Genomic DNA, 21,777 nt, shown 5'->3' on the forward strand with positions numbered 1-21,777 from the left:
GAGAATAAATATGGCAAGAAAAGATGCAATAACAGGAAAAGGTCCTATGGTGGGAAATAAAAGATCTCACGCTTTAAATGCTACTAAAAGAACTTTTAGATTAAACTTGCAAAAAATGAAAATACTTAATGAAAAAGGGCAAGTTGTTACAATTAAAGTAAGTGCAAAAACAGCAAGAACTTTACGTAAAAACGGTAAATCAAACTAGTTTTTAATTAATATAACAAAAAATAACCTAAAAATTTTAGGTTATTTTTCTTCACTTTTGTCTTCGTTTTTATCTTTAATTTTTCCAAATTCGCCTTTTATATGACAAGATCTACATCTTGCTTCATATTCTTCAGTGTCCCCTAAAAGTTTTACATTTTTACTATTAATTTTTCTAAAACTTGTAGATGCTGCATTTTTACACTTTACACATACTGCCTGCAATTTTGTAACATTTTCAGCCATTGAAAGTAATGCTGGAACAATACTAAAAGGTCTTCTTAAATAATCCATATCCAAACCGCTTACTATTACTCTTACACCATCATCAGCTAAATCACTAAGCAAATTAAGAACATCTTTACCAAAAAAGTGAACTTCATCAATAGCGATTGCTTTATAATTTTTTTTATTAAATAACTCTTTTATTTCTTCAGCTGTAGAAGCATTAAAAGTTGATATTTTCGCTCCTGATCTAGAAATTATTTCATCTTCTGCAAACCTATTATCAAAGTGTGGTTTAACTACTAAAGTTTTAATATTTGCATATTCTAAAATCCTAATTCTTTTTAACAATTCTTCGCTTTTTCCGGAAAACATAGGACCGGTAATAACTTCAATCATTCCTTCAGAAAATTTTTTGTACATCATTCATACTCCTTTGCTTGTGTATTAATTATTATAATTATAAAAAGCAAAAAAATGAAAAATTTTTTATTTTTTTATTTTTAATTTATATTACATTAAAATTTGGTAAAATTTTTATATTAATTTAATTAATATAAATTAAATAGCAAACTAAAGAGGTAAATATGTCAAAAGAAAAACTTTCTAAAAAACTTGCAAGATTAAATTCCAAAAGCGAGAAAAAACAAAAAAAAGAAAGAACACCAGAACAAATTAAAAAAAGAAAAATCCTTAATGGAGTTTTATTTGCATCAGCTGCTTTGGTAGTTTCTGGATTGGCTATAGGAATTCCTTTAGGTATCACTAATGCACAACCTACAAAAATTGCAGCTAGAGCAGATTCAGATATTTTAGTAAGTATATCTACACCAAACGGTCCTAAAAACTTAAATCTTCAAGATATTATCAACGCAACCCAAACAGATTCAGTTATTAATAAAGAACAATTTGATGAAGCACAAAAAGTTTTAATTAATTATCTTTATGAAGAAGAATATGATGCTTCTCAATTATTCAAAAAAGCATGAGATAAATCTTATGTAGCAGGTAAAACAAGTGCAAACGATAGATTCAATCCTAATTTTAAAAGTTACGATGATTTAAAACAATCACAACAAAAATTCCTTGAAGACGAAAGAAGAAGATATCAAAGAACTTATGGTTTCCAAAACTGAGAATCTGAATTTAATAAATATATTTCTACAGATCCAAAATTTGGTGGAGCAGTCAATTTTGATAAAGCAGTTGAATATTTAACATATAAAGAAGCAGAAAAAAAAGCTTTCGCAAGATTTACTCCAGAGTTTTCAACAACATACTTATATAAAGATGTTAAAAATAGAGTATTAAGTGAAGATATTAAAGATAAAAATGGAAATATTGTTTATAAAAAAGGTGATAGATTATTTAAAGATATTATCATTTTAGAAGATGATGCTGACAAAGGTTCAAACGTTGTAAATGGATTTATTCCAAATATCGAAAGAGAAAGTGATAAATCTAAAACAGAATCTGAAAAAGAAAAAATTAAAGATGAATACAAAGTTTCTGCATTTTTAACAAATTCTTATGTCAAAGAGTATATGAATGCAAATAATGTAATTAATAAATTTTATTTTAACAATAATGCTTTATTAAAAGATAAATTTTCATTTTTTGATGTTTCTCAATTAGTTATTCATGCTAATCAAAATTCTTCAAATGCACAAGATGCATGAACAATTGCTAAAGCTGATTTAAAAGAATTATTAAGATATTCAGTAACCCAAATAAATTCTAATGATTTAACCACACAAGAAGTAAAAACTACACTAAGTTTAATTGAAAACTTCAAAGGAAATACTGCTACTTCAGATGAGAATCAAAAATCTACTGATAGAATTTTACTTAACACAATTAATTCATCAGTTAATAAAACAAATGCACAAAATTTAGGACAATTACCTTTAAGAAATTTAAGTCAAATTTTTGATAGTGAAGATTCTTCTTATGGCATTACATTTTTAGATAATGTATTTAGTGCAAAAGAAGCAACACATATTTTATCCACTACTTTATTTAGTAAAATTAAAGAAAAGTTATTTGCAAATGGACATGAAAATTTACTTCCAGATGCTTCAACTTTAACTAATAAAAAATTAACTGAAATTAATGAACTAAATAAAAAAATAGCAGATTTTATTGATAAACTAAGCGATGGAGAACTTAAAAAAGCTGGTGAAGCTTTTAAAGAAACTTTTGGAGAAACTACCGATTCAAGTTATAGAATTCACACAATTTATAAATTAACTGAAAACAGTTCAATTATTTATTCAAGTAAAGGATTGAATATTATTTTAAAAAATTCAATAAACACTTTTGATAAATTACAAGAAATTCTTAAAAAAGAATTACAATTAAATGCTAATAATCAAATTAACTCTTCAATAACTAACAGACTTAAAATAAATGACTTATTTAATGAATTAAAAAACGAAAGTTTTGTTTTAAAAGACACAATATCTGATGAAAAATTTAAAACTAAATTATTGACAGATGTAAAAAGTAATAAGTCTGAAGAAGAAAAAACCAATTATATTAAGTCTTTAGAAAAAAATATTGATAATAAAATAATTTCTTATTCTAATGATTTAATTTTAAAAATAAATACTAAAATTGAAACTTATTTAACAGAAATTAAAAAATACAATTTAAATGCTGATTTTAATTTTGACAACACTAAAAACTACTGAACAATTACAGGAAAAACAGAAAAATCAGATGTAGACACTATTTATGATGCTTTACAAAAACATTTTGGAATTATTAAAAATAAATAAAGGAGAATGAAATGAAAAAAATTAAATATTCATTATTAACAAGTGTTATAGCGGGAATTATTCCGTTATCTGTTGTTTCTTGTTCTCCTGTTGAAGTAGAAAGTTCAGAAAAAATAATTCAAGATGAGAAATTAAAAAAAGAAGTAGTTAAAAGATTTATTGAAACCAAATATATCGAAACCATTTTAACTGATAAATGATTTAAAAATCAAAACTTAGATCAAGAATTTAAAAACAAAAATAGCGAATTTTATGCATTAGCTAAAAAAGCATTTAATTTTTACCAAAAACAAGAGTTGAAAAAAGACAGCACCTTTACAGTAAAATTTATAAATGATTTAAATTCTAATAATTTTTTAACTACAGAAGAATTAAAAGAATTATATACAGAGGTAGGACCAAATAAATTATTTACAGAAAAAGGATTTGAAATTTTATTTAACAACAATAATTCAGATTTAAAAAACAATATTTTAAAAATGGTTTTAGTTTTTAAATTCTTAACTAGTTCTGAATCTAAAGATATTATTGAATCCAATAAATATAAAACAAATTCAGCGGAAAAAAACACAAATTATAATCAAAGATTAGCATATCAAAATACTAATCCAGAAACCAAAGATTTCTTTTTAAAAACACTTTTATTAGAAAAACAACCTGCTCAAATTTGAAAATATGAGTCTACTGATTCAGATGACTTAGCCACTTATAATTTATTAGAAATTAAAGATGAAAATTCTTTTAACTCTTTAGTAGATGAAAGATTTAAAAATTCCAAAAACACCAATAAAATACAGGATTTTGAGTTATTAAATGTGAATGATGATATTGATTTAAAACAATTATTATCATATCAAGGAATTCTCTACAATCAAGGTTCTAACCCTAAAGGAAGTTTTAATTATGATGTTTATACTTTGAAAAGAGAGACAAATATAAAGAGCGGATTTGTGGATGAAAATTCTAGAATTATATATTCTAAAAATGATTTAGCAGCTGCAGAAAGTTGAAAAGGTAAAAAAGAATTACCTATCAAACTAAAAGACTCTTTTGACAAGACAAAAACAAAATATCAATTAACTAAAGAAGATATTGAAGTTGTTAAAGCAGCAGAACATAGTGATGTTACTTATACTGTTGAAAAAATTATGCCTTTTGAATCAGATAGCATCCAAAAAAGAGCAACAGTAATTATCAAGATGGTATTGACTGCAAACAAAGACCAACAACACCCTTCTGTAAGAACTTATGCAGTAGATGTAACTTGAGATTCAAGCACACCTTCTTACTCTCCTAATATTTCTGATGCAGGTAGAGTACTTAGTGATTATCCTTCTTCTGTAAAAGCTATAAGTAGTGATTTAACCAAAATATCAGCTTCTTATGTAAATAAAATTGTGCCTTTATTTGATGAAAACAAAGCAACAACAAAAGACAATGTAACAACATATAAAACTTATTTCTCTTTAGATCACACACCTTGAAATACAGTAGAACAAAAGGAAATATTGGCATTTTCATTATATTTAGCAGACAAAAACACTCTATATGAAGAGATTAAAAAATTCTATGAAGATGCTGGTTACAAAATTGAATATAAAGATTCAATTTTAGACCCAGAATCAAATAATAAAAATACAACTAAAAAATAGAGATGTAAAATGGAACAATTATTTTTAAAAATTATAAATAGAGAAATACCAGCAAATATCATTTATGAAGATGAAAGAGTTATAGCTTTTCTTGATATAAAACCAGTTACAAAAGGACATTTTTTAGTAGTTCCTAAAATTTATTCTAGAAATTTATTTTCTATTGAAAATAGTGACTTAGAATATTTAATTGTAAAGGCAAAAGAACTTGCAATTGAACAAACTCAAAAATTAAATGTAAAAGGTTTTAAACTACTTGTAAACAACGAAAAAGAAGCAGGTCAAGAAGTTTTTCATACTCATATTCACATAATACCAAGTGAAAAATAAAAAAATCTCTTCTTTATTTTAAGAAGAGATTTTTATGGTCTATTTGATATGGTGCCAACAACAGGAATCGAACCTGCGACCCCATCCTTACCATGGATGCGCTCTACCTACTGAGCTATGATGGCTTTTCTATAATATTATAAACTAATTTAACAAAAATAGGAGTAAATTATGATGAGATTTTTTGCACAAAAAAAAGAAAATAATTATTTTATATTATCCAATGAAACTCTCCATCACATAAAGGTAGCTAGAATAAAAAACGAAAAAATAATTTGTATATATGAAGAAAAATTCTATATTTGTCATTTAGAAGGTGATTTAGCGATAATTGAGCAAGAACTTAAAGAAAATCACGAATTTAATGAACCTGTTATCATAGCAAGTGCAATAATTAATATCAAGCGTTTTGAGTGATTAATTCAAAAGGCTACAGAACTAGGTGCAAGTGATTTTTATCCAATTTTTAGTGAAAATGTTGAGCAAAAATTAGGCAACGACATTGACAAAAAAATTGAAAGATGACAAGAAATTGCCAAAAGTTCCACGCAACAAAGTTTCCGAAATAAAGTTATGAAAATACATTATCCCATTAACTTTAAAGAAATTTTAAACTTAAATATAAAAAATAAATATATAGCATATGAAAAAGTTGAAACTTCTGATAAAAATATTCTTTTTCCTCAAAATTCTTTATTTTTAATAGGTCCAGAAGGCGGTTTTAGTCAACAAGAAGTGGACTTAGCTTTAAAAAACAACTTTAAAGCAATAAGTTTAGGAAAAAGAATATTAAGAGCAGAAACCGCTCCTTTGTTTATTTTATCTAGAATAGAAGAAAATTAATTTTTTATAAAATAAAAAATAAATTTAAAGTAAAATTCAATTATGAGAATAATAAAAGCAACGTTAAATGATGAAGGTAGAACATTATATAAATTTATAATTAAATATTTTAACAAGGTTCCTTTATCTAAAATAGAAAAACTTTTTCGCTTAAAAGATATAAAAATTAATGGTAAAAGAAACAATAATAAAAAATATATTATTAGAGTTAATGATGAAATTCAAGTTTATGGATTAAATGAAGAAAAAATAAATCAAGAATTTACAACTGCTATTAACAGTAAAGAAAAAAACTTTTCTATAATATTTGAAGATAAAAATATTTTAATAGTAAATAAAGAAGAAAATATAGCTATTCATAGTGAAGATAATTGTTTAGATTTGCAAATTTTAAACTATTTGAATTTTAAGCAAAAAGATTCTTTTATTCCATCTCACATAGGTAGAATAGATAAGAAAACTTCAGGAATAGTAATATATGCGAAAAATTATAAAGCACTTGTCGAATTAAAAGAAAAACAAAAGAAATTTGAAAAAATTTATATCTTTAAATCCGATATAAAAATAGAGAATAAATTTACTTCTTCACTTTTTCTTGAAAAAGATGAAAATAAACAAAAAATGAAAGTAGTAAAAGACTCAAATATATTTGCCATAACAGAATTTTTTAGTGAAAATTCTAAAAAATATGCAAGATTAATAACAGGGAAAAAACATCAAATTAGAGTTACTTTATCGCATTTAGGTTTTCCAATTTATGGCGATACAAAGTATGACGGTAAAAAAAATTTTAGAGTTTTTTTACATTCACACAAAATCAAATTCAAAGATTTAAGTGGAGATTTATCTTATTTAAATGATAAAGAATTTATAAGTTATCCAAAATGATAGCAAGGAGAAAAATGAAAAGAGAAGAAATAATTGAATTAGCTAAAATATTAAAACTCATTCCAAATGATGAAGTTATTTTATCATTAGAAAAAGAATTTGATGAAATTTACAAAATGTTAAACGAATTTAAACAGATAGATGTTAGTAATGTGGAACCACTAGTTAGATTAACAAAAATTAAAGATTTTAGTTTAGTTAGAGAAGATGAAGTTGCTGAATATACAGAAAATAAAGGGATTTTATTAAAAAATGCACCTGCAAAAAATGAAAATTTTGTTCAATTAGAAAGGGTTATAAATGATAAAAAATAAAGGAAATTTTTTACTAGCTTACAAAGAGTTACATAAAGATAAAAACAATGCAGTTTCTTTTCTTTTTCCAGAACAAGAAATTATAGAAAACAAAGCACTTAGTGGTTGTGTTTTTACTATTAAAGATGTTTTTGCTACAAAAACAGCTAAAACACAAGCATCTTCTAGATTGCTTGAAAATTTTTACCCTTCTTATAATGCTACTGTTGTGCAAAAATTACTTGATAATGGAGCAATACCTGTAGCAAAGGTTCATAATGATGAATTAGCTCTAGGTGGAGAAGGTATTTATTCTTATTGAGGAATTATTTCTCACCCTTTAGATAATAAAAGAAAAATAGGTGGTTCTTCTTCTGGTTCTGCAGCTACATTGACAAACAATATTTCTTTTGCTTTAGCTTCAGATACAGGAGACTCTGTAAGACTACCCGCATCATACATAGGAAAAGTAGGGTTTAAACCAAGTTATGGAGCGGTTTCAAGATTTGGTATGTTTGCATACGCTTCTTCTTTAGATACAGTTTCCTGATTTACTCATAATGTTAATGATGTTATAGAGGTCGCTAAAGTTGCTTATGGAAAAGATTATAATGACATGACTTCTGAAAACATTTTAATTAACAATATTATAAAAACAAAACCAAATAAAATTGGATATTTTAATATTCCTAAAAACTTACTAAGTGAATCTGTTTATGAAAAATATTTTTCTTTTATAAAGGAAATTTCCACAAATGTGGAAATTGAATCAATTGAACCTAATGCTGATTTATTAAAAGCAATTAAACCAGTATATGACATTATTTCCTATTCTGAAGCAAGTTCCAATTTAGCTAATTTAAATGGAATAGCATTTGGGCAAAGAGAAAAAGGTAAAGACTGAAGCGAAATAATGACTAATACCCGTTCAAAAGGTTTTGGAAAAATGGTACAAAGAAGATTAATATTAGGTTCTTATTTCCTTGAAAAAGAAAATCAAGATGAATTATTTTTAAAGGCTCAGAAAATTAGAAGGTTGATAAAAAATTATTTAGATGAATTATACGATAAATATGACATAGTTATTTATCCAGCAGCGCCCGATGTTGCTCCTTATTTTGAAAATACAGAAAAAAGAAGTTATATGGATTATATTTTAACAGGTTCTAATTTAGCTGGTTCTCCATCTATAACAATGAAATTAGGTGTGGACCCAAATAATAAATTACCTTTTAATATAGCCATAGATTCTAAAATGCAAAATGATGAAAAATTATTGAGTTATGCACTCTGAATTGAAGAAAAATTAAAGGAGAAAACTAATGAATAATTATGAAGTGGTTATAGGTATTGAAATACATTTGGAATTAAACACTAAAACTAAAATGTTTTCAGCAGCTAAAAATTCATTTAATGAAGAAAATAATAAAAATATTAGTCTAGTTGATTTAGCTTATCCTGGAACATTGCCTTTATTAAATAAAGAAGCTGTTATAAAAGCTATAAAATTAGCAAAAGCATTAAAAATGAATATTGATAATGAATTACATTTTGATAGAAAAAATTATTTTTATCCTGATTTACCAAAAGGTTTTCAAATCACACAACAATTTAGACCTATAGGAAAGAATGGAAAAGTTTCTTTTAAAATTAATAATGAAGTTAATGAAATTTCAATAGAAAGAATACATTTGGAAGAAGATACGGCAAAACAATTACACACTGAACAAGGAACTTTTTTAGATTATAATAGAGCAGGTATTCCGCTAATAGAAATTGTTACACACCCTGTTATCAAAAATTCCAATCAAGCTGCAAAATATATAGAAACAATTGCTAAAATAGCAAAATTTTTAGGAATATCAGATGCAAAATTAGAAGAAGGTTCACTAAGAGCAGATATTAATTTATCTTTAAACAAACCGGGAGAAGGTTTTGGTACTAAAGTAGAAATTAAAAATATTAATTCCATTTCTAATGTGAAAAAAGCAATAGATTTAGAAATTGAAGTTCAAACTTTAAAATTAAATAATAACGAAAAAATAATTCAACAAACCAAACGTTTTGATGATGTTTTACAACAAAATATAGTAATGAGAGAAAAAACTGGAGCAGTTGATTATAGATATTATCCTGAACCAAATATTCCTGTTATTCAATTAAAAGAAGAATTTATTGATTCAATTAAATTAGATAAGCTACATTGAGAATGGGAAGAAGAATTATTAAACCAATCAGTTTCTAATATTTACGTAGAACAGTTATTAAATAATTTTGATTGATTACAATTCTTTAATAAAATAAATTTTGACAATAAGGATAAGTTAGCTAAATTCTTTTTTTCTGAAATTGTTCCAATTATAAAGGAAAAAAGCACTGATTCGTTAAATATAACCCCAAATAATATAGTTGAAATTTTAACTTTAGAAAAAAATAATTCTATTTCATCAAAACAAGCAAAAGAAATAGTTTTATATAAGGAAAAAGAAAATTTAAGTATTGATGAAATTATTAAAAAATACAATTTGGTTCAAATAGAAAATAATGATTTAATTCAAAAAATTTTAAATAATTTAATCTTAGAAAATGAACAATTATTAAATGATTATGAAAATAGACCAGAAAGAGTTATTAAATTCTTTTTAGGACAAATAATGAAACAAACTAAAGGTCAGGCAAATCCTCAAAAAGCTAATGAATTAACAATTAAAACAATTGAAGAAAAACTTAAAAAATAATTGAAAGAAGTAAAAGATAAATGAATAAAAAAAAGAAAAAATTATTGTTAGCATTGTTATTGCTAACTGGTGTTGTTGGTGTAGGTTCTGCAGTTATTGGTACAACTTACGCTTTAACTAGAAACAAAAAAACAAATTCAAATGAAAACACAGAAGAAAATCTAGAAGATTACAAAAAATCTAGTAAATCAAAAATTGAAAATTATTCTAATTTAAATGACCAAACTAAAAATGGTTTAGTTGCTTTTATAAATTCATTAAATTCAAAAGAAGAAATTAATAATATTTTAGATCTTTCTTTACAATATAATTCTATTGTTAGTAAAATAATAAGCAATGTTTTAAATGCTCAAACAGTTAAAGAAACAAAGAAATATACAGAAGCAAATAATAAAGAAGAGTTTGATAAGTTTTTATCAGAAACAGAAAAATTTTTAAAAGACAGCAAGCTAGTTTCTGATGTTGAACAAATTAAAACACTAGATTTTTTAAATAAAATAAATTCTACTTTAGTTAATTTAAAAGATTCAGAGAAGAAACTAAATGGTTCAGATGAACAAAATCTAGAACCTATAAAAGAAGATAAAACTTTTAAAGAAGATGTAGAAAGAAAACTGGAAATCAATTTTAATCCAAACATAGAAGCTTATGATTTAAAAAAATTCTTATATAGTGCATCTATCAATAAAGAAAATCAAAATATTTATTTATCACATAACGATATAGAAAATGTGAATTTAACTTTAGAAGAAGTAAAAATAGATTCTACTAATGTTAATAATTTAAATTTAGTTTATCTTGCAAAAAGTACTACTGATTCTACTAAATTTGCAAAAGTTACTAAAACAATTACTTTTAGTAATGATTTAAATTCTAAAATTAATACAATTAAAATTAGTAATTTAGATGAGATTTTTAATTTTAGTTATGATCAATTTTTAGATTTATATAAATCTGATTTAATAAATAATTTTGAAAAAATAAAGGATATTTTTGTTTCCAAACAAAAAATAATAAATAATTTTTTTAAATATAAAATTGAAGAAACAGATAATATTTTTATAACCGATAATAAGATAACTTTAAACATTGGTTTTTATGTAAATGATACTAAAATAAAGGAAATTCCTTTACAAACAGAAAATTCTGTACAATTAAAAAGTGACTTGTTGAAAAATATTTCAATAACTCCAAAAGAAATATTTACCAATTCTAAATTTTATAGAGAAGTTCAAAATTATTATGATTTTTATAATTCAGAAGACATTAAAAAATATTATGCTAACATTAAACAAATAAATATTTTTAATATGTGATTAAAAGATGATTTATTTTCTGAAGTTTTAAAAACTTTTCCTGAATATTCAAGTAAAACATTAGAAACTGCTTTAAATTCTTTAACTAATCCAACAAATGCTTCTGCTAATGCTTTAACTCAAGAAGAAATTAATAAAGTATTTAATAAAATTTATAAAGAGAATTTATTATTTGATATACAAAAACCAGAAGGTGTAAAAGTTGAAATAATAAATTACAGCAATGATTTAAGATATGAAGTAAATGGCGATTCACTTTTTGCTACTTTTAAAATAAAAGTTACTAAAGGAGAAGAATCAACAACTTTTAATTATTATTTAAATAATTCAAAATCTGATGCTAGTGATAAAGATTTAAGAGATGAAGAAAAAATTATTAAAATTATAACTGAAGCTAATAAAGTTACAACTAATGGAAAAACTATTTCAACTCCTTCTGCTAATCTATTTTGAAGTAATATCGAATTTAAAAATCCAAATATAAACCACACAATGTTTAATGCTAAAGATGCTAAAGAAGCATTAGAAACATCGTATAAAATGCCAAAAATAGGTAAATATGAAATTTTTGTTAAAGAAGTTAAGGATATAATTAATAACACAGGAAATACTAACGGTGGTCAAGCTAAAGTTTTTCTGTGATATAAAAAAGATGGAATAGAAGTGCCTTTACCAAAAATAAATACCACAATGTTTATTAATTCTCATTTAAAAACAATTAATTTCTTTAAACCTTTAAGTTTTAGAGATATTAAACCAATAAATGAAAATGAATGATTTACACAAAATGATTTTATTAACAAAGAAATAATCGATCAAAATGATAAAACAATTATTAATCAAATTAATAGTTCAAATTTTGATTATAGAAGAGTTGATGGAGTGATTGATAAATTAAAAAATCTTCAATTTAGAGTTTTAGATCCTAAAGACATAATAGAGCAAAAAGCTTTTGAATCACTCAATTTCTTATTAAAATTTAAAAATGCAAATTCAGATACTTCTAATTCTAATGACAATAATTTTAGTAATTTATCAAACACAGGAAGTGCAAATAAAGATGATGCAGATGTTTCAAATAAAAATTCATCTGTAAATGGTTTTTTCACTTCTCAAACATCTATTAAAAACACAAATGATTCAGAAAATAATTTAAATTTAGCTAATATTTATAATAAATACTTTATATACTTTTATGATGTTAGAAGTGAAAATGAAGGAAGTTTAACATTCAAATTAGGTTTTATAAATAAAGAAAATACTGAAAAACGTTATACAAATAATCAGGACATTACTTTAGTTAATTTAACAAATGACTATAAAGAAAACTTGTATCCAGAAATAATTTTAAACAGTATTAAATACAGTGATTTAAACATAAATACAGTAAATATACAGCAAATTAGTGCAAATGATTTTAAAAATAAAGTAAATAATAATTCAAGTGATCTTTCAAATTATGTATCTTTAAAATCAAATGAAATCACTTATAACAATTTCAAAATCAACACAAGTAATATTTCAATTGCAGAAGCTAAAAACATAGATAATAATTCTATTTATGTTAAGTTACAATATACAAATCCTAAAAATAACAACAGCGTTATTAAAGGGAATGTATGATATAAAATTCAAGGCTTTGCTTCATCTGTTAATTCAAAAGAGGAATTAACTTTTGCTAAAAAAGAGTTAAAAACTATTTTTGAATCTTCTTCAGAAATAAGAAGAGAAAGAGAAATTGAACCTTATCAAAAAGACTTATTATGATCTTTTGATGCTCAAACAGAAGCTGCAAGTTGAACATTAAAAACCAAATATATAGAAAAAACCTTTTTAAGCAACAATTCCACAAATCGAAAAATTAAATTTCACTTATTTGGAAATACTTTGGTTCAAAACGATCAAAGACTAACAAATATTTCTTCTTTAGACAAGGGGTACAACTTTGAGTTTAATTTTGAAGATCTAATACTTGGCAAAGAAATTTCTTTTAGACAACAAACCATTATAATTAACAAGTTAAATGGTGGAGAACATCCAAGATTTTATTTTGTTATCAAAGCTAAATATCAGCAAAATGAAGGAATAAAATTCACAGTTGAATTGGAAGATAAAAACTATAAACTTTTTGTAGGAAATCCATACAAAGAAGCAATTATTTTTAAAGAAACACAAGATGAAACTAAATTTGATAAATTTAATAAAAATAAAGCATTTTTAATAAATAATGCTGGTGCTTCTATTTCGCTAAATTATACAAATACAATTGAACATGAGGATTTTGGTCAAAAAACTAATCTATTTAGTTATAAAAATCTAGATTATAATCAAGAAAATCAACCCATTACTTTCTTTACACCACAAGAAGTAATTTTAAGTAATGAATACAATCCAAATCAAAATGTTAGTTATGAATTACATAACGGATATAAACAAGATAATGAATTTCTTCACAAAGACTGAAAGGATATTCCTTTAGTTAATAACGTAAGATCAAGAGCAATTGCTTATGGTTTTGGTTCTGCAACAATGTTTGCAAAAGTAAGTAGCGATCCTAATGATGGTAAATTTTACATTATTACAAACAACCACGTAGAAGCTGGAAAAAAATATGTCTTTGATGACAATAATTTACCAACAGAAGTTACTAATAAATATATTGTTAAATCATCTAATAACTTTGATAATAATGTAGAACCAGGATATTCTTATTGATCAGGATCTAATAGAATTTCTAAAGCAACCTCTGGTATTATATGAACTGGATTAAATCAATATGATAAAAACGGAAATAACAACACAGCAGGTAATTTTGTTGATATGACTGTATTTGTTGTAGATGCTTTTGAACTTATTAAAGAAGCACAATTAGAAGGTAAAATGGATATGGTTGCATATTTTAAAAACTGATTTACTTTACCAAATACTAATTTAGATTATACAGGTGTAGAAGGAGCGATTTTCTTTGGAGCAAATCTTAAAAACTTTGCAATGAATGGTTTTCCATATGGAAAACAATCAGGTTATCTAATTAACAGAGCAGGTAGCTCTTCAGGAAATGTTGGGTTATCTAGACAACAAGGATATACTCCTACTTTCTTTAATAATGGAAATTCAGGTACAGGAATTTTAGGAGAAAATAACAGTTATATTTCAACTATAAATTCAGGAGCATCTTTAACATTTTTACAATCTTGAAACTATGAAACAATTACACATAGTTATTTTGGAATTAATTGAAATAACGAAGATCCATTATCATTAACTAATAAGAGATCGTTAGCGGCACAAATATTAAAATTAAATGTACAAAAACCTTTTGAATATAGTGTCCCTTGATTTTTTAGAAAGGAAAAATAAAGAAATAAGTAATAATGAAATATAAATTTATAGATTTGTTTGCTGGAATCGGCGGTTTTTATAAAGCTATTGAAAAAGTAGCGAAAAATAAAAATTTTGAAATTGAATGTGTTTTTAGTAGTGAAATTGATAAAGAAGCAATAAAGGTTTATTCACATAATTTTAAAAAGAGTAAAGAAGAAATTATAGATATTCGTTTATTGGATGAAGATTGTTCACAAGTTCCAGAACATGATATTTTATTTGCAGGTTTTCCTTGTCAAACATTTTCAAATGCAGGAAACAAAAAAGGTTTTGAAGATGAAATAAGAGGAACTCTATTTTTTGATATAGTAAAAATTTTAAAAGCAAAAAAACCTAAGTATATTCTTCTCGAAAATGTGAAACATTTGGTAAAACATGATAAAGGTAGAACTTGAACTATAATAAAAAAAGTATTAGAAGAGGAATTAAATTATTTAATACCTGAAAATCCCTTGATTTTGTCTCCACATAATTTTGGAATTCCACAAAACAGAGAAAGAGTTTTTATTCCTGGTATATTAAAAGAAAAACAAGAAAATAAAATAGAACAAAAAGATTTTATTTTTTCTTTCGACTCAAAAAAAACAAACGAATTTATTAATATTTTAGAAAAAAATGTTGATGAAAAATATTTTTTACAAGATGAATATTTGCTTAAGATTTTAAATGCGTGAGATGAATTTGTTAGGGAAGTAAAATTTCCAGAAACAAGAACTTTACCGGTAATCTGATTAGATGAATTTGATCAAAATTATGAGTTAAAAGGTTTAGTACCTTGAAGAAAAAAATATTTAGAAAATATGAGAGAATTTTTTGAAGAAAATTATATTTTCATAAAAAAATGGATGGAAAAATACAATGTTTCATCTTGAAAATTAAGAGATAAGAAATTTGAATGGCAAGCGGGAAAAGAAGTTAGAAATATTCAAAATACATTTATTCAAATGAGACAATCTGGAATAAGATGCAAAAAAGCAGAAATTTTCCCTACTTTAGTTGCTATCGTGCAAACATCAATTCTTTTTGATAAAGAAAAAAACAAATGAAGATACATTACTCCAAGGGAAGCAGCAAATCTTCAAACCTTCCCAAAAAACTTTATTTTGCATAATGAATTAAGTGAAAATCACAAAGATCATTATGCATATAAACAATTAGGAAATTCAGTTAATATTTTTGTAGTTGCTTTAGTTATTGAAAAATTATTGGAGTATAAATAATGCTAAAATACAATCATATTGTTGGAAATAAAATTGAAAACTTAGAAACAATACATCCATTAGAAGGAAAGAATAACAAGGATAAAGAAAAGTTTATGAAAATTCTTGTTGAATTTTTGTCAAAAAATAATAATGTTGTTAAATATGAAAAACTTTTTGAATCAAAAGAAATTTTTTCTTTAAACTTGAACAATAAAAAATATAATATTTTTATTGAACACACAGATAATGGCGGAAGAAATAATGCTAAAAAAATAGCGATTACAAACAATAAAAAATTTAGGGAGTTAATTAAACTAAGAGAAAAGTGTTTGATTATAAATGTTTACATTCCTTTTTCAAACGTAAAAGAACTAGACTATTCTAATACAATTTTTTTTATAATAAATCCAGAAGAATTTATAAAAAGCAAATCAATGGAATCGGGAACTTCAAGTTCAAGATGAGTAACTAATGAAGAAATTCTTAATTGTATAAACGAACAAGAAAGTAAAGAAATTTATAAATTAAATTATAGAAATAATGTTTATATTATTCATAATTCTAAAATACTTGATTTCTTTTTAAATGAAATTCCACAAATATATTTAGATTTTTACAAAAAGGATATAGAGAGAGAATTAAAATTAAAAACAATAAATAGGAACAAATTTAAAAACCCGGAAAATGAAAATAAGTATAGAAGACTTTTTAGACAATATTTATTTAATGTTTATCCCGAAAAATGTGCTTTTCAAAATTGCGATATAGATATTCCAGAGTTGTTAATTGCTTCCCATATAAAACCAATTAATGAAATTTTAAAAGAAAAAATAGACATTAAAGACAAAAGAGAACAAATTTGTGATTATTATAATGGATTTATTTTTTGTGCAAATCATGATAAATTATTTGATAAATTTTTAATTTCTTTTGATATTGATGGAAATGTTTTAACAAAAGAAAATAAATTTCTAAAAAGTGAAAGTTCTTTTTTTCAAAATACTTTAAAAGATAAAATAGGAATTAAAATTTCTGTTAATCATGAAAAGTATTTAAAATTTCATAGAGATAAAACTTTACAAGTAAAATAAGAAAAATAATTCATTTATATTCTAAGCAATGACAAATTGAATCAAATTTTAGAAGTTTAAAAAGTTATTTAGCAATAAGACCAACTTATGTTTATTTAGATAGCCACATTGTAGCTCACATACTTTTATGTTTTGCTTCATTAGTGGTTTTAAAATTATTCATTCATAAAACAAATGAATATTATTTTAAACACAGAATTAATAATCATCTTACTGAATGACAATTTATTAAAATTTTAAGTTTAGTTAGAGAAGAAATATTTATAAATACCATTACAGGAGAAGAAATAGAAAGAAAAAGAGAAAAATCAGGAAGCGATATCGATCTTTGAAACAAGTATGATGAGATCAAAAAAATTGTAATTAAATCAGATAAATAAAAACCGTTTTGCCCCATAAAACAGGCGTAAACGGTTTTTTAATTCTTGAAACTGGGAAAGACGGGAGAATTAAAATATATACAAAATAAAAATAAAATGTAAAGAAAACTATAAAAAAACATGATTTTTTATTTTATGTTTTATAATTTTAATGTAATAAAAATTAATAAAAGGGAGATTTTTAATAAATGAAAGCAACAAAAGTTATTTTAGTAGGAGCAGGAGCAGTTGGTTCTTCTTTCTTATATTCCGCCATTAATCAAGGATTAGCTGCAAAATACGGAATCATTGATAAATTTGAAGGACCAAGAGACGGGAATGTTCTTGATTTAGAAGATGCTATTGTTCCTTCTGTTAGAAAATATGAAGTATTTTCAGCAAATTATTCAGATGCTAAAGATGCTGATATAGTTGTTATAACAGCAGGAAGACCACAATTACCTGGTGAAACAAGATTAGAAATGGTAAAAGACAATTCTTTAATTATGAAAGATATTGCAAAACAAATTAAAGATAGTGGATTCAATGGAATTACAATCATTGCATCAAATCCAGTTGATATCCTTACATATGTATATTTAAAAGAAACAGGTTTTGATCCTAAAAAAGTTATTGGTTCAGGAACAATTCTTGATACTTCAAGATTAAAACAATTACTTTCTAAAAAAACAGGAGTTTCAACAAGCAATATAGAAGCATTTGTTATTGGTGAACATGGAGATTCTTCATTAATTAACTATTCAACTTTTAAAATAGCAGGGTTACCTTTTAGTAAATATGAAGAAAAATCTGGAGTAAATGCTTCAAATTATGAAGAAGAATTAGAAAAACCAGTTTATACAAAAGCATATAAAATTATTGAAAGAAAAAGAGCAACCTTTTATGGTATCGGTGCATGTTTAGCACAAATAGTTAGAGTAATTCAAGAAGATTCTAATGCTGTTTTACCTTTAGGAGTGTATTTAAATGGCGAATATGGTGCTTCTGATGTTGTAATCGGAGTTCCTGCTATTATCGGTTCTGAAGGAATAAAAGAAATACTTAACTTAGATTTAAACGACAAAGAAAAAGCAAAATTTGCTAATTCTGTAAGAATTGTTAAAGAAACAATCAAATCAATTCAATAAATAATTTAAGAGAAACTTTTCTAAGTTTCTTTTTTATTAAAATAAAAAATATATTTTAAAATCTTAAAATAATAGTGGTAAAATTTAAATAATTATATATAAGGAAAGATTTATGAGAAGATTTAACGCAAAAACAATAGCATTTGTTGCTGTTTTTATGTCCATATCTACAATAATGCTTTTATTGGGTATTAGATTTTTTCCTTTTGCAGCTTTACCTAATTTTCGTTTTTCAATAATTGGTTTACCTATTAAAATTACAGGATTTATTTTTGGACCAATTGTAGGTTTATTAACAGGATTTTTATCAGATTTAATTTCTTTTCAATTTGTTCCTAGCACCTATTCAATTTATTACACTTTAGCTTTATCTATTACTGGATTTATTCCAGGAATAATTTCATGATTATTTTTTGATTTTATTAAAAAAAGATTAAATGAAAATTATATTCAAAAAAATATAAAAGAAAAAAGTAAATTTTATGCTTTAAAAATAGAAAATCTTTCTTTATCACTACTTTCTCTTTCTAATGAAAAAGAAATAAAAAAAATTAATAAAAAAATTTCAACAATTTCTAAAAGAATTAATAGATTAAATAAAGAAACACAACAAAATACTTTATTTACTTCTATGTTAATTTTTTGTTGAATTATAATGATAGTTGTTGCTGCTATTGTTTCTACCATTGTATTTTTAGCTCCTGATAAATTATTAGAAGAATCAAAATACATAAAAAATAAAGTAGGTTTTTTAATTTTAATGTTATCTGGAAACGGAACCATGTTGATTTTTATAACAATAGCAAGATTTTTAAAATTTTTTCAACAAAAAGATAGATTTACTACAATGGTTCCTATTATTGCTTTTTCAGTTATTTTAGAACCAACATCAAGTGCAATATTAGCTTTAGGTGATGTTCAATCTGGTGCTTTCCCAACTTTTGAAGTAGCACTAATTACACATTTTATTGTGTCGCCTATTAAAATTTGAGTTAATTTATTTGTTATTTACCTTACAAGTTTAGTAATCCTTCCGATTGTAAAAAACAAAAATAGAAATAATTATTAAAGGAAAATATGGAATTTACAAACAAAATAATTTCTTTACTTGATGTTACTTATGAAGACAAATTAAAAAACTTAAATTTAGAAATAAATAAAGGAGAAGATGTCCTTATTTTTTCTTCTAATAAGAAAATTCCTTTTTGTTTTAAAGAACTCTTAGTTTTTAAAAATAAAAACTATTCTGGCGTCATTAAAATAGGAAAGAATTTTTTAAAAAAGAATTTTAAAGATTTTTGAATACCTGAAAAAGTTTTATCAATTTTTTCTAATAAAAATAAAAATCACTATTTCGATAAACCATTATTTGAAATAATGAAATATTCTTTTAATACTAATGAATATGATTTTAAATTAATGAGAGATTTCCGTAAAGATTGAAAAGAAGTTAGTGATGAATATCATTTTTTCATAAAAGAAGAGGAAGAAAAAATATCATACGATCTTTTTGAAACACAAATTAAAATTTTTGATCAATTTTTTAAAAAAATTAATTATAAAGAATTTTTACAGAAATTAGAGCAAAATAGTTTTAATTTAAATGAGTTAAATAATTATTTAGATAAAAGAATAGATATGCTAAATACAAGTTTAAACAATATAACTTACTATGAAATTAAAAAATTTAATGTTTATGAAAAATATAGAGATAAATACAGAAAAAATGAAGGAAAATTACAAAATTTAAGAACTGAATTTGAAATTGCTGAAAAAGAAGTTGAATCATTTGAACATTCTTCAGAATTTGAAATCGCTTCTCATAATCACTTTCAAGAAATTAATCAATTAAAAGCAGAACTTAAAAAAAGAAATAATTTTTTAAAAAACGGGTTTTTAAAAAATGGAATATATTATTTACTTATAAAATCATTGAAACTAAAAATTAAAGAAACTAAAAAGGATTTAAAAGAAGCATATAAATCTGCAAACAAAGAACAGATTGTAAAAGCTAAAATAAACTATTGAATCAAAAGAAAAACACTTTATATTTTTAAACATAATAAAAAACATCTAAAGTATGTAAAACCGAGCGTTGTTAAAGGTTTTTATAACACTATTAAAGAATTTGAAATTGAATTTTTCAATAACCTATTTTTTGATTTTAAAAGGGGTAAAACAATTAAATTGGATAATCAACTAGAAATAATAGAAGAATATCACGAAAAGAAATTTACACTAAATAAAATAAAAATCTTAAATGAAAAGAAATTATTAGACACTTTAATAGAAAAAAAAGAATTAAAAAAAGAAATAAACTTTTTAAAAAAAGCAACAATTGAAGGTTCTAAAGAAATCGATCAAGTAGAAAAACATAAAAAAACAAATGTTTTATGAGAAAAAAAAGCAAATTATGTATGAGAAAAAGAAAAAAATGAAAATTTATTAGCTAATAGCATTGAAATTAAAATGCAAAATAATTCTAAATTAGAACAAGAAATTATCAATAATATTATTGCAATTACTAAAATTGATAGATTTTTATTTTCTTTCTTAAAAAGAAAAAATGAAAATAGCAATGAAGTGGAATTAGAAATATTTAAAAAAATAAAAAACGTAATTTTTTTAAATGATCATTTTTATGTTATTTATCACCCTATTTCTTTTTTATATACAAATGACTTTGAAGATAATGAAATCATTCAGAACGTTATTATTAAAAATGAATTATATAATTTTTTAAAATCTATTAATATAGGTATTGATAAACTCTGAATTCCTTATTCAGATTTAACACAAGAAGAGAAAATAAAAATAGACATAGGAAAATTAAAATTATATTCTCCAGAAGTTGCTCTTGTTGATTTAAATAAGACAATTTTTGATAAAACGTATGTAGATCAATTGGTGGCAAATAAAAATCCAAATACTAGTTTAATAATTTTTGCAAGTGATTTTATTGAAACAAAACATATTAAAAATTTTGTTTTTATAGAAAAATCAAGAATAATTGAATGTTCATTTAATAATATTAAAAAGGAATTTGAAAGTGAATTTGCTAAAAAATTTTATAAATTTAAATCTTTCGATTTTTCTATTATTGATAAAATTAGCGAACATGAATATGATGAATTATATTCTTCAAGAAGATACTTTAAAAGTAATCGATCAGAAATTTATATTTCAGATAATGAATTAATTTCATCTAAAATTTTAAGTCATAGACAAAAACCGAAAAAAACACCTAATTTTGTAAAATTAGAAGACACGGTTATAATTGATTATACAGAAGAGAAAAGTTTAGAAAATACAGAATAAAAG

The 21,777-nt window shown here is 23.6% G+C and carries 17 protein-coding genes and 1 tRNA gene; 16 read left to right on the top strand and 2 right to left on the bottom strand.

What is annotated here, in order from left to right; genetic code table 4:
- Nucleotides 1–10: 10 nt before the first annotated feature.
- Nucleotides 11–208 (top strand): 50S ribosomal protein L28, encoded by a 198-nt coding sequence (rpmB, locus tag ACXX84_RS01395; protein ID WP_436358838.1) that lies wholly within the window; start codon nucleotides 11–13, stop codon nucleotides 206–208.
- Nucleotides 209–249: 41 nt separating this feature from the next.
- Here the strand turns inward: rpmB and ACXX84_RS01400 are convergent, their stop codons facing one another.
- Complete coding sequence (locus ACXX84_RS01400; RefSeq protein ID WP_436358839.1) at nucleotides 250–858, bottom strand: thymidine kinase; 609 nt, start codon at nucleotides 856–858, stop codon at nucleotides 250–252.
- A gap of 161 nt (nucleotides 859–1,019) precedes the next feature.
- On the opposite strand from ACXX84_RS01400, the gene ACXX84_RS01405 reads away from it, so the two are divergent.
- From ACXX84_RS01405 to hinT, 3 genes are read left to right on the top strand one after another with little or no spacing between them, the layout of a single operon-like run.
- Nucleotides 1,020–3,212, top strand: coding sequence for a HinT-interacting membrane complex protein P80 (locus ACXX84_RS01405; RefSeq protein WP_458572759.1), 2,193 nt, complete (start codon nucleotides 1,020–1,022; stop codon nucleotides 3,210–3,212).
- Between the two features lie 11 nt (nucleotides 3,213–3,223).
- Complete coding sequence (locus ACXX84_RS01410; protein WP_458572760.1) at nucleotides 3,224–4,864, top strand: HinT-interacting membrane complex lipoprotein P60; 1,641 nt, start codon at nucleotides 3,224–3,226, stop codon at nucleotides 4,862–4,864.
- 9 nt (nucleotides 4,865–4,873) lie between these two features.
- Nucleotides 4,874–5,194, top strand: coding sequence for a histidine triad protein HinT (gene hinT, locus ACXX84_RS01415; RefSeq protein ID WP_436358842.1), 321 nt, complete (start codon nucleotides 4,874–4,876; stop codon nucleotides 5,192–5,194).
- A 49-nt stretch (nucleotides 5,195–5,243) separates the two neighbouring features.
- On the opposite strand, the gene ACXX84_RS01420 is transcribed toward hinT, so the two are convergent.
- A tRNA-Thr gene (locus tag ACXX84_RS01420) sits at nucleotides 5,244–5,319 on the bottom strand.
- 46 nt (nucleotides 5,320–5,365) lie between these two features.
- Between ACXX84_RS01420 and ACXX84_RS01425 the strand changes: the two genes are divergently transcribed.
- The 12 genes from ACXX84_RS01425 (at nucleotide 5,366) to ACXX84_RS01480 (ending at nucleotide 21,774) form a co-directional block, all read left to right on the top strand.
- Nucleotides 5,366–6,037: a 16S rRNA (uracil(1498)-N(3))-methyltransferase gene (locus tag ACXX84_RS01425; RefSeq protein WP_458557684.1), complete on the top strand. Its 672-nt coding sequence runs from the start codon at nucleotides 5,366–5,368 to the stop codon at nucleotides 6,035–6,037.
- Between the two features lie 42 nt (nucleotides 6,038–6,079).
- Entirely contained in the window at nucleotides 6,080–6,928 is an 849-nt protein-coding gene (locus ACXX84_RS01430) for a pseudouridine synthase (RefSeq protein WP_458572761.1), read from the top strand.
- A gap of 11 nt (nucleotides 6,929–6,939) precedes the next feature.
- Nucleotides 6,940–7,239 carry an Asp-tRNA(Asn)/Glu-tRNA(Gln) amidotransferase subunit GatC gene (locus ACXX84_RS01435; protein WP_458557686.1) on the top strand — a complete coding sequence of 100 codons (300 nt, stop codon included), beginning with the start codon at nucleotides 6,940–6,942 and terminating at the stop codon, nucleotides 7,237–7,239.
- Entirely contained in the window at nucleotides 7,226–8,548 is a 1,323-nt protein-coding gene (locus ACXX84_RS01440; protein WP_458572762.1) for an amidase family protein, read from the top strand. Before ACXX84_RS01435 ends, ACXX84_RS01440 begins: the two co-directional genes overlap by 14 nt.
- Complete coding sequence (gatB, locus tag ACXX84_RS01445) at nucleotides 8,541–9,956, top strand: Asp-tRNA(Asn)/Glu-tRNA(Gln) amidotransferase subunit GatB (protein WP_458572763.1); 1,416 nt, start codon at nucleotides 8,541–8,543, stop codon at nucleotides 9,954–9,956. The genes ACXX84_RS01440 and gatB overlap by 8 nt, the downstream gene beginning before the upstream one ends.
- A 20-nt stretch (nucleotides 9,957–9,976) precedes the next feature.
- Entirely contained in the window at nucleotides 9,977–14,632 is a 4,656-nt protein-coding gene (locus ACXX84_RS01450) for an MGA_1079 family surface serine endopeptidase (RefSeq protein WP_458572764.1), read from the top strand.
- Nucleotides 14,633–14,646: 14 nt separating this feature from the next.
- A complete protein-coding gene (dcm, locus tag ACXX84_RS01455) occupies nucleotides 14,647–15,876 on the top strand; it encodes a DNA (cytosine-5-)-methyltransferase (RefSeq protein WP_458559349.1) in 1,230 nt (409 codons plus the stop codon).
- Nucleotides 15,876–16,949: an HNH endonuclease gene (locus tag ACXX84_RS01460; protein ID WP_458559350.1), complete on the top strand. Its 1,074-nt coding sequence runs from the start codon at nucleotides 15,876–15,878 to the stop codon at nucleotides 16,947–16,949. Before dcm ends, ACXX84_RS01460 begins: the two co-directional genes overlap by 1 nt.
- Nucleotides 16,950–17,092: 143 nt before the next feature.
- Complete coding sequence (locus ACXX84_RS01465; protein ID WP_458572765.1) at nucleotides 17,093–17,329, top strand: hypothetical protein; 237 nt, start codon at nucleotides 17,093–17,095, stop codon at nucleotides 17,327–17,329.
- A 188-nt stretch (nucleotides 17,330–17,517) separates the two neighbouring features.
- Nucleotides 17,518–18,456: an L-lactate dehydrogenase gene (locus ACXX84_RS01470; RefSeq protein WP_458572766.1), complete on the top strand. Its 939-nt coding sequence runs from the start codon at nucleotides 17,518–17,520 to the stop codon at nucleotides 18,454–18,456.
- Between the two features lie 112 nt (nucleotides 18,457–18,568).
- Nucleotides 18,569–19,525, top strand: coding sequence for a hypothetical protein (locus ACXX84_RS01475; protein WP_458559353.1), 957 nt, complete (start codon nucleotides 18,569–18,571; stop codon nucleotides 19,523–19,525).
- Nucleotides 19,526–19,533: 8 nt separating this feature from the next.
- Complete coding sequence (locus tag ACXX84_RS01480) at nucleotides 19,534–21,774, top strand: hypothetical protein (RefSeq protein WP_458561002.1); 2,241 nt, start codon at nucleotides 19,534–19,536, stop codon at nucleotides 21,772–21,774.
- The last annotated feature ends 3 nt before the right edge of the window (nucleotides 21,775–21,777 follow it).

The sequence above is a fragment of the Mycoplasma sp. AC157 genome, assembly GCF_054343415.1.